This window comes from Chryseobacterium sp. KCF3-3, assembly GCF_045865955.1.
Taxonomy (GTDB): domain Bacteria; phylum Bacteroidota; class Bacteroidia; order Flavobacteriales; family Weeksellaceae; genus Chryseobacterium.
Genome location: NZ_AP035792.1, coordinates 5,349,639 through 5,366,622 on the forward strand (window position 1 = coordinate 5,349,639; position 16,984 = coordinate 5,366,622).

Consider the following 16,984-nt stretch of genomic DNA (forward strand, 5'->3'; position numbering starts at 1 on the left):
CTTTTCTAATTAAAACGTTAAATTCATACCAAATGTGTAGATTGCAGAAATAGGGTAAATGTTCTGATCTACTCCCATTTGTACTCTATCCGAATTTAAGATCTCAGGAGAGAAGCCATTATATTTAAAGCTTGTCCATGGATTCTGAGCACTTACGTATAATCTTAATTTAGTAATAGACAAAGATTTTGCAAATGTTTTTGGTAAATTATATCCAACCTGGATATTTCTAATTCTGATATAGCTTCCATCCTCTACATAAAAACTGCTTGGCAAAATAACCGCCTGGTCATTTGTAACCATAGAGTAAGAATTTGATGTACCTGCACCATGCCATCTGTTATTGTAGAAATCTAAATCCCAGTTTTCATTTCCATAACGCTGTTCACGGTTATAGTTATAAATCTTATTACCGAATACTCCCTGGAAATCAATAGCAAAATCAAAATCATAAATATTCATATTAACTCCAAACCCGTAAGATCCTTTTGGAATAGGACTTCCCAGAAATGTTTTATCTCTCGTATCAATGATACCATTTCCATCTAAATCGGCAAATTTAAATGCTCCTGGTTTTGCTCCATTCTGTGTAGCTGAAGCTGCCACTTCATCAGCAGTCTGAAATACTCCTACAACCTGGTATCCATAATAAGACCCAACAGCCTGCCCTTCCTGTAATCTGATAACAGAATTTCCGAATAAACTAGCTCCTGCTTCCAAATAAGATCCACCATATACTGAAGTAATTTTATTTTTTAACCCTGTATAGTTACCATAAATTCCTAAAGTAATATTGTCATTAATCTTTGTATTATAATTTACAGCAACTTCAAATCCTTTATTATTAAAAGAGTAAGCATTGGTTACATAGTCTCTCCAGTTACTTGCTCCGGAAACAGTACCCTGGAATATTCCATAAACAACATCTTTTGAGTCTTTATTGAAATAGTTAGCATCAATTTTTAATTTGTTGTTAAATAATGCCATTTCCAATCCTACATCTCCTCCCGAGGTTGTTTCCCATCCGATAGATGGATCAATAATCTGGTCGATTGTTGCTGCCGGATAGCCATTATTTCCATAATATGCTCCTCCATCAATGATAGTTCTGTTAAGGGTAAACTTTCTTTTTACATTAGGATTTCCCAGCTTACCATAACTTGCTCTAAGTTTTAAAAGATTAAACAAGTTCTGCCCACTCATAAAATCCTCTTTTGTAATTACCCAACCTGCACTTACTGCCGGGAATATTTTAAATCTATCAGTAGAAATCTGAGAAGATCCATCTCTACGAACAGAAGCATTCAAAAGATATTTCCCTTTATAATCGTAATTTAATCTCGCAAAAAGTGATTCTATACGATATTGGTCCTGATTAAGATCCAGCTTAGGTCTGTCATCAGTGTAAATTACCACATCAGTACCATTCTGTATATTTAAAGATTCATTTGTCCCGTCATAATAGACTTTCTGAGCAGAAGCATATGTTTCAGAGTAAGAATTTCTCGTTCTTGAGAAACCTCCTAAAATTTCAAGATTATGATTTCCGAAATTTTTCTTCCAAGTCAAGGTATTATCCCAAACATAATTTCTGTTTCTGGAATCCCTTGTTACTAAAACCGGATCTTTTTGGTCTGATACCGGAACATAGTTAAGCCTTGGTGTATATTCGTATTTATTTCTATTGGTATTGTCTGTTGTATAACTAACTCTTACAGTAAAATCTTTTAAAAATTTATATTCTGCAAAAACATTATTCAAAAGTCTTTCTTCCCTTATCTGAGAACGGAACATATCCAGTTTCGCTCTTGGGTTTGGTATTGAGTATCCATTAAAAAACTGATAATCACCAGTTGAAGGATTCATCACAGAAAAGATAGGAGGAGCTGAATAAGCATCCAATAAAGGATTCTGAGCTACATCACTACGAATTTTTGAGAAGGTAAAATTATTACCAATGGTAAGATTATCCGTTATTTTATATGATAAATTTAACTTGGTATTCATTCTGTTAAAACCACTTCCGGAGTTTATTCCTCTTCCGGCAGCTAGATTTCCTTCATCCTGTAGGTTTCCAATACTTCCATAATAATTTAATTTCCCAATACTTCCTGAAGCTGAGAAATCGTTTGCATTAATGATACTGGTTCTAAAAATCTCGTCGAACCATTTTGTATCTGCAGGATAATTGGCTCTGCTTAAAAATTTTGTAGGATCAGTATTTCCTTCATTTCTTAGTTTTTCATTATATAGTTCAATGTACTGGTCAGCATTTGCCATTTCCGGAACATTGGTAACTGTTTTAATTCCTAAATAGGAATTAAGGCTAAAAACAGGTTTCTTACCTCTTCCCGTTTTTGTCTTGATAATTACAGCTCCATTAGATGCTCTCGCACCAAAAATTGCTAAACTGGAAGGATCTTTCAAAACACTCATTGATTCAATATCCTGAGGATTAAGGAAAGATATATCATCCGTAATTGTTCCGTCAACAATAAATACCGTTTGTCCTGTTAATGATCCAATACCTCGAATATCAACCCTCGGTGAGCTTCCAGGAGCTCCTGCATTTGTAATATTTACACCTGCAATTTTTCCCTGAACTGAACTCATAGGGTTTGAATTCGGTTTATCAGCAAGATCCTTTGCAGAAACCATTCCAATACTTCCCGTAACGTTTTCTTTTTTCTGAGATCCATATCCGATCAAAACTACTTCCTCGATCTTCTGCTCTTTAACAGCAGTATCTTTTGGAGTAGTCTGAGCATCGACGTTCATACCGAAGTACAGAACAGCAATGAGACATGAATACTTTAAATTACTTTGTTTCATATAGTTTCAATTTTATTCAAATAAATCAAATTCATTTCTGTCTCTAAATAGTGGAGTTATTTAAAATCTCAAAAAAAGACATTATTCAAAAATATAAAAAATATCGAACAACGTTAAATTATCTTAAAAATTTAACCACTATCTCATTTTATTATAATATAATTAACATCTATTAAATTTTTACAACTTTATATTCAAAATAATTATCAATTTACCACTATTTCATTAATGTTAAATTAACATTTTTGTCCAAAAAATTCACCAAATCAAACGCTCAATTTAATATTTTGTTAAATACAGAATAGTAATTACCTTTGGTGCAGTTTTTGAGAAAAGCATTTATAAAGCAAATAATAAAAAGATCAATGAAAAAGTATATCATTGCAGCCACTCTTATCATCGGAACAGGTGCTGTTATTACCACCAGTGTACAATCCTGCACATCATTGGCCACATCTGATATGGGCCTTTCCATTATAAAAAGGATTCTGCTCAATGGTATTGATAAAGGAATGGGGATCTACGGAAACAAAGAAGCGTTTCTGCAGAATAATATGGTAGACAAAGCGCTTCCTAAAGAGTTGAGAGATATCAATTCTACGCTGGAGAAAATTGCTCCTTCGCTGGTGGCCAAAGAAAGAGATTATATCGCACAGGCAGCAGCTTATACGGTGAATACCTCAAAGCCTATTTTGCAGGATGCAGTAAACAGCCTGAATGCTCAGGATGTAACCAGAATTATGCAGGGAACGACCGCAACCCAGATTCTGAAGGAAAAAACATCTCAACAGCTGATTGCAGCCATTGCTCCTAAAGTAGATGAAAAACTGAATGAATACGGAATTGTAAAAACCATCAATACAGCCCTGTCAGGAAGTAATTTTCTGGGCAGTCTTTTAGGGGGAAATAACAATACTGTTAATTCCGGAGGATTGAGTAAACTGGCTTCCGAGCAGCTGGTAAATGGGTTATTCAATATCATAGAAGATTATGAACACCAGAACTCCAAGTCTCTGCTGGGACCATTTGGAAAATAGGAAATTTTTCGTTATATTTATATTATATTAACAATTGCAGATGGATATATTACAAGGAAATCAACACGCAAGTCCTGAAGATTTTTATCAGTCTTTGAAGGAGAAACTGGAAGATCATCATGATTTTCCGGAGGATTATTTATTTAAATTTATTATTCCTACAGACCAGGCAAAACTTACTGAAATTTACAGAGTTTTTGATGGTATTAAATTTACACTGGGAAACCGCGAAAGCAAAAATGGAAAATACACAGCCTGCAATATCAATGCATTTGTTTTGGATGCCAATCAGGTAGTGAATATTTATAAAGAAGTAGCAAAAATAGAAGGCGTTATTCTATTGTAAAAAACAAAGGCCGTTTCATCATTATGAAGCGGTTTTTTATTATTTTAAAACATAAAACAGAACATGATGAACATCCAACTGCTCCTATTTAATATTATTTTGGCCACCTCAGCTACAAGCTGTATGCACAAAAATAACAACGAGAATAATACCCCTAATATCTCCTCTGCAGTTCAACAACAAAAGATTGAACAGATCCAATTGATAGAAAGAACAAGAGGATTCAGCAGAAACATAGTCTTCACTCCTTCTTCAAAAGAATCCAATATTAACGAAGAAATTACTAATACTAAAATATCTCCTGCAGAATGGCAGACGGTTTCCAGACTGGCTCAAACCATTGACTTATCCAAGATATCAGATCTTAAAGCTCCTACAGAGGGCAGGCATTCTGACCGGGCAATGATAGCATCTATTATCATTACCTCTAACGGAAAGGAATATACTTCTTCAGATTTTGATTCCGGACGACCTCCAAAAGAACTGGAAGCTTTATATAAGGTAATAAACAGCCCCAAGAAAACTGAAACCCAATAACATAAAAAATCCGCTCTTTAAAAGAACGGATTTTTTTATTTATTAAGTTGATCTATTTTTCAATAAAGAACTTTACATTTTCAATAGGTCTTCCCAGCATTGCTACTGATCCTTTTACCAGAATCGGTCTCTGTATCAAAGAGGGATTTTCAGAAAGAATTTTAATCCACTCTTCTTCTGAATAGTTTTTATCTGCATAGTTATCAATATACAGTTTATCTGTCTTACGAATGATATGAAAAACACTTTGGTTCAGCTTTTTCAATACTGTTCTTATTTCAAGTGGGCTTAACGGATCATCAACAATATTAATGATCTCAAAAGACACTCCGTTTTCGTCAAGATACTCCAATACAGCATTTGACTTTGAACAGTTCCCGTTATGTAAAACTTTAACTACCATGATATAATTAATTATTCAAAAAATTAAACTTGATCTAAACAAATTTAAAAAGAATTACCCTGAGTATGTCTTAATGTTCTGATAAAAATATGTTAAAACAATCCGTGAAGTTCGGCTTCAATTTTCTCCAGAATAAATCCGAAATCTTCAGGTTTTTCCACGAAATCAAGATCATCTACTTCTACAATCAGAAGTTTTCCTTCCGTATAATTGGAGATCCATTTTTCATATTTCTGATTCAGTTTTGAAAGATATTCAATACTGATGGATGCTTCATATTCACGGCCTCTTTTGTAGATTTTTTTAACCAGGTTAGGAACATCTGATTTTAAATAGATTAAAAGGTCCGGAGCTGATACAAAAGACTTCATCAAATCAAAAACTGATGAATAGTTATTAAAATCTCTGTCTGAAAGAAGATTCATATCATTCAGGTTTTCTGCAAAAATATGGGCATCTTCATAAATCGTACGATCCTGAATAATGTTTTTCCCGCTTTCTCTAATCTCTTTCACCTGGCGGAATCTGCTTCCCAGGAAATAAACCTGCAACGCAAAACTCCATTTGCTCATGTCGGAATAAAAATCCTCCAGATAAGGGTTATGATCTACATCTTCAAATTGTGCATCCCATCCGTAATGCTTGGAAAGCATCGTTGTCAAAGTTGTTTTTCCGGCTCCGATGTTTCCTGTAACTGCAATATGCATAATATTCTTTTTCCTTGTATTACTGATTAGTTGATAAGTTTTTCGATGGCTTCAGTCTGAACTTTAGAAGTGTCTTCAATCAATTTCTCTAAGGTATTGTCTGAAGGTTTCTCTGCTGTATTCTCATCAGGTTTCTCTTCCGTTTTTTCTACGGGTTTTTCTGTAGATTGTTGGAGAGATTCCGGCTGAGCTTCGAGCTGTTTTTGCTGTTTGGCTTTCTTTACTTTTTCAAGGCTGTAAAGATAGAGTTTGTTCCCTTTGATTGCAAAATAAGAGAGGATGTTTTTATCCACAATTTGCGCTTCCTGATCTTCAAAAATGGTTGTCATCCCTTTTTCAGGGACATATTGTGAAATGAAATTACTGGCCACCACCAGGATCGTATCGTTCTCTCTTCGAAAACGTTTTCCATTTTCCAAAGGAGCTTCGAAAAGTTTTTCAAATTTCAGGCTGTAAATCCTGATATGTTTTCTTGTTAAGATATAGACCTTATTTTCATAGACCAGCATATCCATTAAATCTTCAAAACTGATATCAAAAGGATATGAGTTGATGGTTGTATCGTTTCTGAAATTGTACTGTATCAGACGTTTTGTACTGTCATCCAGGAGCCACATCTGTTGCAGGTCTTCAGCATAGGTCATTCTTATAAAACCAAATTTCTGTTTAAAATCAAGCTTTTGAATTTCATTCATATTCTGGTCTACAAATTTCATTTCCTGAGCATTTTCAGAAAACAAAGGGACATTCAGAGGATTTTGTACCGTCTGAACTTTGTATGGAACAGTAAGCATCATTTTTCCGATCTGCTTTCCTAAAGAATCATATTTGGTAAAACTGAAATCTTTGTTTTTGTAGATATACAGATTTCCGTAGTCATCGGCAAGCATATCTTTAGCTTCCTTTAGTTTCAATGTATCTAAAGGAAGAATATTCTGCGCTGAAGCCGTACAGAAAAAGAAAAAAAATAGTATGTTTAAAAACTTCACTCTGTTTTTTTAATGGGGTCAATTTACTGAAAAATAACTTTACTCAAAAGATGATTAAATCCAATAGAATCTTCTTTGAAGTGAATCAAAATTGAGACCATCTTATTGCTGAAAAGGACTGTTCTACAAAAGATATAATAAGTTTATTGAAAAGCGACTTCATAAATTTCCTCCCAGTTTTTTCCTGTCACGAGCATATTATCCCCTTTAAAAGCAATTCCGTTTAAAACATGTTCGCTGTCTCCCTTATCATTTTCTTTGGTCAATGGTGTGAAATCAAATTTTCCAACAACTTCTCCGTTTACAGGATTAATTTTTAGAATGACAGGTTGATGCCAGACATTCGCATAGATAAATCCATTGTGGTACTCCAGTTCATTGAGTTGATTATAAATGGTAGAATTCCCGCCAACGGCAATCGTTTTCACCACTTTTGAAGGATTCTCAACATCCAGAAAATAAAGATTCTTTGAACCATCTGTCGCGATCAGGTTTTTCCCATCATAGGTCAGTCCCCAACCTTCTCCAATTACACCAGGCAATGGAAATTCAGAGATTTTTTTCAAAGTATTTTTATCGTAAATAAAACCAATTTTATTCTGGTAGGTTAGTTGATACACCTTATCCCCTACAATCGTACAACCTTCAGAGAAAATATCTGCGGGCTGCTTAGCCAGAATTTTGGGAGCTGAAGATCCTAAAGTATATTTTATAAGTTGGGAAGATCCCTTCATTCCGTCACTTTCATACACCGTATTGCCTTCTACCACAAAACCTTCAATAAAGTTTTTGGGATCATGAGAATAATCGGCAACTATTTTATAGAGTATGTTCTGCTCAGGAGTTTTTGTAAATACATTGATGGTAGCATCCTGGTTTAAAACTTCACCACGATTGGTCTTAATCACAAAGACTACTTTATTATCTCCCAATGTGAAAAACTGAGGATTAATTCTTAAGTCTTTTGTTTCTTTATCCCCAAAGCTGATGGTAATACTTTCTGCATTTTCTGTCACTTCTTTTGGAAGATCAAGCTTATCACCGAAATGATAGCCTTTTTCTTCTTTTGAGTTATTATAATCTGCAAGAGAATCCAGCATTTTTTCCTTATTACTGCAAGAGACAAGGAATAAAGCCGCAACCAAACCAATATAGACATTTCGCTTCATGAAGGTATTAATCATTTGCCAAAAGTACTAAAATTTAATCCTCAAAACGAAAATAACGCTCCCAAGGGAACGCTATTTCTGTTTTTTATCAATACAATCAAATTATTTGATCTGAACTTCGTAAATCTTTGGCCAGTTCTTTCCTGTTACCAGCATATTCTCTCCTTTGAAAGCGATTCCGTTCAGTACATCATCACTTCCTTTGGTATTCTGTTTTGCGATTTCTGTAAAATCAAAAGTTCCCACTACTTCTCCATTGGCTGGATTGATCTTTAAAATAATCGGCTTCTGCCATACGTTGGCATAGATAAATCCGTTGTGGTATTCCAGCTCGTTCAACTGATCATAAGCCTGAGAACTTCCGGCAACAGCAATATATTTAATCAGTTTTGAAGGATCGTTTACATCAAGGAAATATAAAAGCTTACTTCCATCAGAAGCAATCAGGCTTTTCCCGTCATACGTTAATCCCCAGCCTTCACCCAATACATTAGGATAAGCAAATTCTGAAAGCAGTTTCAAAGAACTTTTATCGTAGATATATCCTTTTTTACTCTGCCATGTCAATTGATATACTTTGTCTCCTACGATGGTGCTTCCTTCAGAAAAGTCTTCCTGAGCCTGTTTTGTAGAAGCCAACGGAGTGGTTGTTCCCAGCGTGTATTTTAAAATCTGTGAAGATCCGTTCTGTCCGTCACTTTCATAAATAGTATTTCCTTCAATCTGGAAACCCTGTACAAAGTTTTTAGGATCGTGAGGATATTCGGCTACAATCTGATAAGAAATACTTTTTTCAGGATTTTTTGCAAATACGTTGATGGTAGCATCCTGATTAAGGACTTCACCTCCTTTTGTTTTAATATTGAATGTAACAGCATTGTCTCCCAATGTGAAAAATTTAGGATCAATTGTTAAATCTTTTGTTTCTTTATCTCCAAAGCTGATCGTTACGCTTTCTGCATTTTCCGTTACCTCTTTCGGAAGCTCAAGCTTATCTCCGAAATGGTATCCCTTCGCCTCCATTGAAGTATTATAAGTGTTTAATGTATTAAGAATTTCTTTATCCTTATTACAAGACGCCAATAATAAAATCGCTGCGAAACCCGCTATTATACTTTTTTTCATTGAATTTCTAAATATTTCTCCAAAAATAGCAAATTTTATTCCGTATTGCCAATATTATCTACGGGTTCACCAAATTGTAATATGTATCCATTGTTGTCATATATAGCAAATTCTCTCATTCCCCATTCAAAAGTTTCAATTTCATAGCAGACTTTGGCTTTTGTTTTAAGGTCTTCCCAAAGATCATCCACCTGATTTACATTGAAATAAAATGATCCTGAAAACCCGATGGAAGCATTGCTTTCATGTTCATTAGGCTGAGAAAGCATAATGTACACCTCATCTTTTCGAAGAGAAGCCCATTGCCAGTCGTCATTTCTGCCCATCAGCGTAAATCCGAGAACATTCATATAAAATGCGATGGTTTCATCAAGATTTTCTGTCCAGAAAATAGGGCGAAGTCCTGTAAACTCTGTCATGATTCCTGTAATTCAAAGGTATTTTTATTGATTTTCATATTCAGAGAAACCCATGTTTCCTGATCTATCTTGGCTTCGCTTTTAACGTATGGATCAAAAGCAAAACCTACTTTCTTGTAACATTCTATAGCTCCGGTATTCCAGTCGTACACGTTCAGTTCTGCTGTTTCTTTATCAAAATGATTGAACCCATATTTCAAAAGCTCCTGCATAACCTTCTTTCCATAGCCTTTTCCTCTGTTATTTTCATCCCAGATCAGAATTCTTCCCAGCAGGAATGTTTTTTCTTTTAAAAAAATCTGAGCATGCCCGATGGTACTTCCGGTCTGATCTGTAATTTTAAAAAGAGTTCTGTTTTCATCAGACAAATCTTTTTCCAGCTGTTCTTCTGTAAGAGGGAAACGGTATACGGGTCCGGCAAACTGAAGAAGCATCCTTTCATCTTTTATCTTTGAAATCAGTTGTGGAGCGTCATCTATCGTAAAAAGGTGTAATGTGATCATTTTTTATTTTTCTAAATATTCTTTTAAACTCTGTCCCAAAATCGTGTTCCACCCTTCTGTAAAGTTTTCTCTTGAAAAGCCTTCTCCCAACTCTTGGAAGTTTTCAATGTCTTCATGGGTTAGTTTTACCACAGTATGTCCGTTTTCAGGCAACAATTCCCAGGTTACAATGGTTTTCAGTGCTGAAAAATCAGGATAAGACCAGGTATGTTTTAATTTTTGATTGGGTATAATTTCTAAAATCTCACCATGATGATGGTATTTATTGGCTCCTCCGGGTTCATAGAAATTAAATTCTTGTCCTGCTTCCAATACAAAATCCTGGATATCAAAATACCAGGATTTCATTTCATTTTTATCGGTTAATGCTTTCCAGACTTTTTCAGCCGGAGCATTTATGGTGTACTGAACAGTGATGGGTGTACTCATATTATGGATTTAATATGTTTAAATGTACACATTTTACTTATAATTTTTAACCACAAAAGGCATAAAAGTTTGAGCTCTTAATTTGTTAAAGTTTAAGTGTACTTTCATAATTCGGGCTTATTCCAATCTATATTATTTTGTGGTTTTTATTTTTAATTACCCATGTGAAAAACCTGTGATCTTGGCTTCATCAAAATCCAGCTGCATTTCAATGGTTCTCATCACGTGATCATCAAATATCTTTTCTCTTTTCATTCTGTGCAATTCGTTTCTCTGCGCCTGAATAATCTGTCGAAGGACATCTTTATTTTGATTGATAGCGGTTACATAATCTCCTGTGGAAGCCATACATTGGGCTTTGTCTGCCATCAGCATCATTTCATTTTCCAATTTGTGCTTTTGATGGCGCACCAGGCTGTTGGTTACGGCTAATTCAGAAAAGTCATTATCCAGTTTGTGTAAAGCTGTTTCCTTCAGTTTGCGCATAAGGATTACCTCCTGTTTTTCTTCCGGTAATTCACTTCCGGCATCCTGAATATTCAATAATTTCAAGATCGGACTCAGCAATAAACCTTGTCCTACCAAGGTAATCAATATGATAACGAAAGTGACAAATAGAATAATATTTCTATGCGGAAATGCTTCTCCATTAGGTAAAAAAGCAGGAATTGACAAGGCTGCTGCCAGTGAAACTACTCCTCTCATTGCTGCAAAGCTGATGATAAACGGTTCTCTCCAATCCGGTTTGGGAACTTTTAATCTTAATTCTTTAGAACAGACTCTTGGGAAATACATTAATGCATAACTATACAAAATTCTCGTTCCGATAATCGCTCCGCCAATCACTACACTGTAGAAAATACCTTCTGAAATAGTATATTCTTTCATTCCTTCCACTACAATCGGAAGTTCCAGACCAATCAGGATAAAGATGATGGTATTCATCAGGAATATCAGAACACTCCAAACATTTCCGGACTGTATCCTTGAGGTATGGCTCAGATAACAATGCGAATTATAGGACATCAGCAGACCTCCGGCAACCACTGCCAATACTCCTGAAAAATGGAAATGTTCTGCTCCCACATACATAATGTAAGGAACGATAAGGGTAATAATGGTATCAATATTAGAATTGGTAGGAATAATCCTCAATAAAGCTCCAAACAGAAAGCCTACCGCCACTCCTACTGCAATTCCACCGATGGCCATGGTAAAGAAATCCTGAACGGCATCTCTCCAGATAAACTGTCCTGAAATAACGGCTGCCAGTGCAAATTTAAAGACAATTAAACTGGATGCATCGTTGATTAAGCTCTCTCCTTCCAGGATATTGGTGATCTTTTTAGGGATTTTCATATGTTTCAGAACCGAAGTTGCGGCTACCGCATCCGGCGGAGAATTCACACCTCCCAGCAAGAATCCCATAGCAACAGTAAGCCCCGGAATAATGGAAGATGAAAGATAAGCCACGACTATGGATGTTAAAAACACCAGTCCGAAAGCCATGGAAAAAATCTGTTTTCTCCATTTATGAAAATCCTGCCATGAAGTAAACCATGCAGCTTCAAACAAAATAGGCGGAAGAAAAATCAGAAAGACAAGGTCTGGCTCTATTTCAATACGTGGCATTCCCGGCACGAAGCTTATCAGTAATCCTGCAATAACAAGGAAAATAGGATAAGCAACTTTTAATTTCTGGCCGATCATTACCAATATCATCACAGACAGCAGTACTGCAATGGATATTATAACATAGCTGTGAATCATTTTTAAATAAGTTTTTTTAAGTGTTAAGTATTTTTTATTTGGATTTGATGTCCAAAGCTAATTTCCCAAACCTATAAGGTTTAATTTCATCTAAAGTTTAGATTTTTTCTTTACAACCATCTTCATACAATATAAAATGGATAGCATTAAAGCACAATATTATTCTTTGGAGTAATGGCTGGCGGAAGATCAGATTCATCCAGCATATCTCTCATATCAATTTCAATGGTACGGCTGATCTGCGTGATAGGAACATCATTGGGACTTCCTTCAAAAGGATTTACCGAAGCTTCCCCTACGCTATCCAAGGTATGGAAGCACCATGTTACCAGTAAAGAAAACGGAATATTAAACCATAATGTCCAGCCTTCTACCATGGTTCCTTCCCCTAATTTGTCAAACTCTTTCAATAATCCGAAAGGAACGAAAACAATGAATAAAAGCAAAAGATACGTGGTGATGGAAGAGAAATTTCTCGGATAGGGAAAGTTCTTAATTCTTTCTGCTTTTCCCTGATCATCGGTAAATTTTATCAATTGTTGATTGATCTGTGTCCATTGAAAATCATTAAGTTCTCCTTTTTCATACGCTTCGGACAAAACTTTACTTTGCATTGCCATCAATTGGGTCGCTCTGTTCTTTTTGCTTACAATATACTGAAGTTCAGATTCTGAAAGGTATTTTTTCAATTCTTCATCCAGTTTGGACTGTCTCTCCGGAATATCATATTTTTTGGCATATTCATCAAACTGATCTGTCCCCATGTTTTCCCATGCTCTCGGTTCACGAAGCTGAAATCTCAATGCAGTAAGCCATGCATAATGACGAAGAAACATTTCTTTTACTTTCCCCGGATCTTTTGAGAGCAGTGCATCTCTCAGAATATATCCAAAGCTACGGCTGTCATTAATAATCGCTCCGTAGATCTGTCTTGCTTCCCAGAGTCTGCTGTAACTGGCATTGTTTTTAAATCCAACGATAAAGGCAACCGCTGTTCCCATAATGGCAATCGGCTGCCATGGAACAGAAAGAAACTTCCAGCCTAAAAAGTACAGGACTGTAGGAATAGCTGATAGTACGACCAGAGCGTAAATACTTCTTCTGGTCCAGATAATGAACTCCCGGGCTCCGAATCTTTTTCCTGAATGCATAAGTGTTTATTTTATAGTGTTTATTATAATCTATTTTCAAATAATGGTTTTCCTCACAGCATTCAGTAACAGTTTTATTAGTTTTTAGTAAACGGAATATTATTATAAAAACCAATCTGAATCTGTCCGCGGTTTCTGTTCTCCTGAATCTGATTCATATACCCTGCTTCAATCCTCATATTTTTATTGATGACATATCCTAAAGCTCCATACACTCTGTTCCTGTCGAAAACCGGACTGTTGAAGTGCAGAAAAATTTCGTTATATACTGATGCATAAAGGGTTTTCGGCAGCATTTCTTTTTGAGTAATCGGAATATTCAGTCCCAGCATGTAACGGAATCTCATTCTGAAATCATCCTGCAGAAAACGTTCTTCCAAACGGTAACGATGCTGAAGATAGAAACGTCCGAATTTCTGTTTGGTAATATACTGCTGGAAAATTCGGTGCTCAATATTTTCTTTTTTCTCCCCGTTTACATAAGGTTGGCTGAGAATGAAACCATATCCTAATAAAACATTGTTATTGTTCTCTGTAAGATCATATCCAATCCCTGTACGGATCAGTAACTGTTCCAGGTCTCCCACTCCATCGAAATTACGGTACTGGATTTCATTGTGCCAGTTCAGTTTCTTGCTGATCTTATTGTTTCCAAAATACATATACCATGCTCCCAGATCGTTTTTTTGAGCAAATGTCAAAATGGATCCCAACCCTAATACTGTGAATGCCAACTTCGTAAAAACCTTTCTCATGTTTATCAATTACTATTATCTATCGTTTTTAACAAAATTAATATTTTAAATCAATAATAGCAAACAATATTTTATAAGTTATTATAAACAAGTACGGATGCAATGGTCTGCATCCGTATTTGTGTAAAAGATTATCCCGGAACCTCTTCTGTCAGAACATCCGTTTCATTCTGATCAAAATAAGTACACGTCATCGCATGAAGATCCATTACCCAGCCATTGATTCCGTTTTCTGCACAGTCTTTACAGAAAGTCATATAATCTGTTCCTCCCTGTTGATGAAGTTTCAGTCTTATTTTAAAATTTTCAAGATTTAAAGTATCGGAAACAGCAAGAGGATCATACTTTTTTCCTGTATGAACAGATTGATTTTCGTTATTAAAGTATTCAGTATTTCCATCCGAGACATATGCTTTGTAATGAGAAACCCCTAATGCTTTTATGGCTTGAATATATTGAGGAAAATCGGCTCCGCTTTTTACTTTCTGGTGCTCTGCTTTGATGTTTTCAATTGTAAATTTCATTCTTTTGTATTTTCTGTTTTAACTATAAATTATTGCTTTTCATAAACAAACCTTTGGGTTCTGCTTATCAAAACAAAAGCTAATTTAATCAGAAAATATAAATTTTATTTAATTTTTTAATGAAAACAGCTGTATGAATATTTACTCGAACCTGTCTTTTAAATAGTTCATATCTGCAATTTTACTTTCTATGGCATATACCACTAAACCTGCAGTGTTTTTGGCTCCTGTTTTAAGCAGAAGGCTGTTACGGTGACCTTCAACGGTTCTGGAGCTTATAAAAAGTTGATCTGCAATCTCAGAAGTGTTGTATTGTTTACAGATGAGTTCCAATACTTCTTTTTCTCTTTTGGAAATATGATTGGCATCAAAAATACTGGAAACTTTTTTCTTAGGTTCTGTAAGGTTTTGATGTAAAGCTTCCATTACCTCATTGTTATAGAAGAAACCTTTGCTGTGTACTTCACGGATTGCAGTGAGCAGTTCGGCAGGACTTGAGTTTTTTTTAAGAAAGGAACAGGCTCCTGACTGTATCATATTGACAATAAATGCTTTTGTATTATAGCTCGTTAATGCAATAATCCTGATCTGAGGATATTTGATATGGATTTGTTTAGTAGCTTCTACTCCGTTTATTTCAGGCATATTGAGATCCATCAGGATGATATCAGGCAGTTCTTCCAGGGTTACAAGCTCGTCCAGCAGCTCTTTCCCATTGCTGAAATCACTTACCAGTTCAATATCTTTTTCTCTCTGTATCAACAATGAAATTCCCTGACGAAAGAGTGCTTCATCGTCTACAGTTATGACACGAATTATATCCTTTTCCATTTTATAATGATTTAAAATGTAAATTCTACAGCAATCCCTTTATTTTTTTCACTTTCAATTTTAAGTGTTCCATTGATCAATTCTACCCGGCTTCTGATATTTCTTAAGCCTAATCCGCCTTTCAATGTATTTTCATTAAGATCAAATCCTTTCCCATCATCTTTATAGATACAGGTATTTTTTCCGTCTTTTCCCAAAAATTCTATATCAATATGCGTACTTTCTCCGTGTTTTATGGAATTGTTAATGAGCTCCTGAAGTATTCTAAAGATATGCAAATTTTTTTCTTCTTCTGCTTTTGCAAAGTATAAGCTGTTGGAATAAGTAACCTGCAGGGTTTTGGACAGGTTAATTTCTGAGCACAATGCATCTATTGCAGCATGGAGTCCAAATTTTTCTAAAATCGGAGGAAGGAGATCATGCGAGATCTGCCTGGCACTTTCTGCTGTTTTGTTGACCAGATGTATGATTTTATTTTTCAGATCGTTATATTCTTCTCTGGACAAATTATCAAAATCCAAAAGATGGATATTTAAAGAAACCACACTGAGTTTTGAGCTGATATCATCATGCAGATCCTGGGCAATTCTCAGCCTTTCTTTTTCCTGAGCACTGATGATAGCATGGGTAAGATCTTTCTCATATCTCACCTCCAGTTCTTTTTTCTGAATAAGATTTCTTGTTATTTTCTTATTCGAAAAATAATAAAATATAATCAGGGTAACAGCCAGTAAGGTAAATGCCAGAAAGGTATAAACGATAGTGGAAATAATTGTATTCTCATTCATTTTGTAAAATCATAACAGTAATTACACATTTTTTTTGCGGGAAGAAAGATAGTCTATCAGAATAAAGATCTGGTACACAATAAACATAACAACATTGAATACCCAAATCTCTTTATGCAGTTTTCTGTTCATCACCGTATAGAGGTTTCCGGACAAAAATATTACGGTACTGCTTATCAGATAAAGTAAAAGTCCCAGGCTTATATAATTGTATTTCTTTTTGGTATCCAGTATATTATATAAATGAAATAATGCCAGAATGATAATAGAATAAGAAGTAACAAAAATTTCAAATAGATTAAAAACATAATACTTTTCAGGGTATATGATATACTGTATAACGAGAACTACAGGAATGATAATTAAAAGTGTACGTGCTGTTTTTTTCTGGTATTTTTCCGTTAAAATTTCATGAAAAAATAGCCCCAGTAACAAAAACTGACCTGTCAGATAGTAATGTGAAAAAAACAGATTATTAATCTTCTGTGAATTCAATACATAGAACACAATTTCACAAAGTAATATCCAGGCCAAATAGCTGATGAAGAATGTATAGGCTTTTCCTCTTCCGGAAAAACCTATACAGTATACTGCCAGATTAATCAGCAGAATGCCTTTTCCAATCAATGACAATATTTCAATCCAATGATCCAATAATCTCTGATTTTC

The 16,984-nt window shown here is 35.0% G+C and carries 19 protein-coding genes; 3 read left to right on the top strand and 16 right to left on the bottom strand.

Going from position 1 to position 16,984, the window contains the following annotated elements:
- Nucleotides 1-9 precede the first annotated feature (9 nt).
- Nucleotides 10-2,832, bottom strand: coding sequence for a SusC/RagA family TonB-linked outer membrane protein (locus ACKTTZ_RS23840; protein ID WP_034699654.1), 2,823 nt, complete (start codon nt 2,830-2,832; stop codon nt 10-12).
- Between the two features lie 365 nt (nt 2,833-3,197).
- Here ACKTTZ_RS23840 and ACKTTZ_RS23845 point away from each other — a divergent pair, with 365 nt between their 5' ends.
- From ACKTTZ_RS23845 to ACKTTZ_RS23855, 3 genes are all read left to right on the top strand, one after another.
- Entirely contained in the window at nt 3,198-3,869 is a 672-nt protein-coding gene (locus ACKTTZ_RS23845) for a DUF4197 family protein (RefSeq protein WP_034699651.1), read from the top strand.
- A gap of 40 nt (nt 3,870-3,909) precedes the next feature.
- Nucleotides 3,910-4,215: a DUF493 family protein gene (locus tag ACKTTZ_RS23850; protein WP_034699649.1), complete on the top strand. Its 306-nt coding sequence runs from the start codon at nt 3,910-3,912 to the stop codon at nt 4,213-4,215.
- A gap of 63 nt (nt 4,216-4,278) precedes the next feature.
- Entirely contained in the window at nt 4,279-4,752 is a 474-nt protein-coding gene (locus ACKTTZ_RS23855; protein WP_407846788.1) for a hypothetical protein, read from the top strand.
- Nucleotides 4,753-4,804: 52 nt separating this feature from the next.
- On the opposite strand, the gene ACKTTZ_RS23860 is transcribed toward ACKTTZ_RS23855, so the two are convergent.
- The 15 genes from ACKTTZ_RS23860 to ACKTTZ_RS23930 form a co-directional block, all read right to left on the bottom strand.
- Nucleotides 4,805-5,155 carry an ArsC/Spx/MgsR family protein gene (locus ACKTTZ_RS23860; protein WP_034699646.1) on the bottom strand — a complete coding sequence of 117 codons (351 nt, stop codon included), beginning with the start codon at nt 5,153-5,155 and terminating at the stop codon, nt 4,805-4,807.
- 92 nt (nt 5,156-5,247) lie between these two features.
- Nucleotides 5,248-5,862 carry a deoxynucleoside kinase gene (locus ACKTTZ_RS23865; RefSeq protein ID WP_002977952.1) on the bottom strand — a complete coding sequence of 205 codons (615 nt, stop codon included), beginning with the start codon at nt 5,860-5,862 and terminating at the stop codon, nt 5,248-5,250.
- A 26-nt stretch (nt 5,863-5,888) separates the two neighbouring features.
- A complete protein-coding gene (locus ACKTTZ_RS23870) occupies nt 5,889-6,851 on the bottom strand; it encodes a hypothetical protein (RefSeq protein WP_034699644.1) in 963 nt (320 codons plus the stop codon).
- A 143-nt stretch (nt 6,852-6,994) separates the two neighbouring features.
- Nucleotides 6,995-8,020 carry a glutaminyl-peptide cyclotransferase gene (locus ACKTTZ_RS23875; protein WP_407846789.1) on the bottom strand — a complete coding sequence of 342 codons (1,026 nt, stop codon included), beginning with the start codon at nt 8,018-8,020 and terminating at the stop codon, nt 6,995-6,997.
- A gap of 102 nt (nt 8,021-8,122) precedes the next feature.
- On the bottom strand, nt 8,123-9,145 hold the full coding sequence (locus ACKTTZ_RS23880; RefSeq protein ID WP_034699643.1) for a glutaminyl-peptide cyclotransferase: 1,023 nt from the start codon (nt 9,143-9,145) through the stop codon (nt 8,123-8,125).
- 35 nt (nt 9,146-9,180) lie between these two features.
- The gene (locus ACKTTZ_RS23885) at nt 9,181-9,564 is read right to left on the bottom strand and encodes a VOC family protein (protein WP_034699642.1); all 384 of its coding nucleotides are present in this window, start codon (nt 9,562-9,564) and stop codon (nt 9,181-9,183) included.
- Nucleotides 9,561-10,067 carry a GNAT family N-acetyltransferase gene (locus tag ACKTTZ_RS23890; RefSeq protein ID WP_034699641.1) on the bottom strand — a complete coding sequence of 169 codons (507 nt, stop codon included), beginning with the start codon at nt 10,065-10,067 and terminating at the stop codon, nt 9,561-9,563. Before ACKTTZ_RS23890 ends, ACKTTZ_RS23885 begins: the two co-directional genes overlap by 4 nt.
- A 3-nt stretch (nt 10,068-10,070) precedes the next feature.
- A complete protein-coding gene (locus tag ACKTTZ_RS23895) occupies nt 10,071-10,496 on the bottom strand; it encodes an SRPBCC domain-containing protein (RefSeq protein ID WP_253318081.1) in 426 nt (141 codons plus the stop codon).
- Nucleotides 10,497-10,652: 156 nt separating this feature from the next.
- Complete coding sequence (locus ACKTTZ_RS23900; RefSeq protein ID WP_079242233.1) at nt 10,653-12,266, bottom strand: Na+/H+ antiporter; 1,614 nt, start codon at nt 12,264-12,266, stop codon at nt 10,653-10,655.
- A gap of 146 nt (nt 12,267-12,412) precedes the next feature.
- The gene (locus tag ACKTTZ_RS23905) at nt 12,413-13,417 is read right to left on the bottom strand and encodes a bestrophin family protein (RefSeq protein WP_407846790.1); all 1,005 of its coding nucleotides are present in this window, start codon (nt 13,415-13,417) and stop codon (nt 12,413-12,415) included.
- 77 nt (nt 13,418-13,494) lie between these two features.
- Nucleotides 13,495-14,172: a DUF2490 domain-containing protein gene (locus tag ACKTTZ_RS23910; protein ID WP_051934626.1), complete on the bottom strand. Its 678-nt coding sequence runs from the start codon at nt 14,170-14,172 to the stop codon at nt 13,495-13,497.
- Nucleotides 14,173-14,303: 131 nt separating this feature from the next.
- Nucleotides 14,304-14,696 carry a DUF1398 domain-containing protein gene (locus ACKTTZ_RS23915; RefSeq protein WP_034699631.1) on the bottom strand — a complete coding sequence of 131 codons (393 nt, stop codon included), beginning with the start codon at nt 14,694-14,696 and terminating at the stop codon, nt 14,304-14,306.
- 141 nt (nt 14,697-14,837) lie between these two features.
- Complete coding sequence (locus ACKTTZ_RS23920; protein WP_034699628.1) at nt 14,838-15,527, bottom strand: response regulator transcription factor; 690 nt, start codon at nt 15,525-15,527, stop codon at nt 14,838-14,840.
- An 11-nt stretch (nt 15,528-15,538) separates the two neighbouring features.
- Nucleotides 15,539-16,315, bottom strand: coding sequence for a sensor histidine kinase (locus ACKTTZ_RS23925; protein WP_407846791.1), 777 nt, complete (start codon nt 16,313-16,315; stop codon nt 15,539-15,541).
- Nucleotides 16,316-16,336: 21 nt separating this feature from the next.
- The gene (locus ACKTTZ_RS23930) at nt 16,337-16,969 is read right to left on the bottom strand and encodes a hypothetical protein (protein ID WP_253318080.1); all 633 of its coding nucleotides are present in this window, start codon (nt 16,967-16,969) and stop codon (nt 16,337-16,339) included.
- Nucleotides 16,970-16,984: the final 15 nt, after the last annotated feature.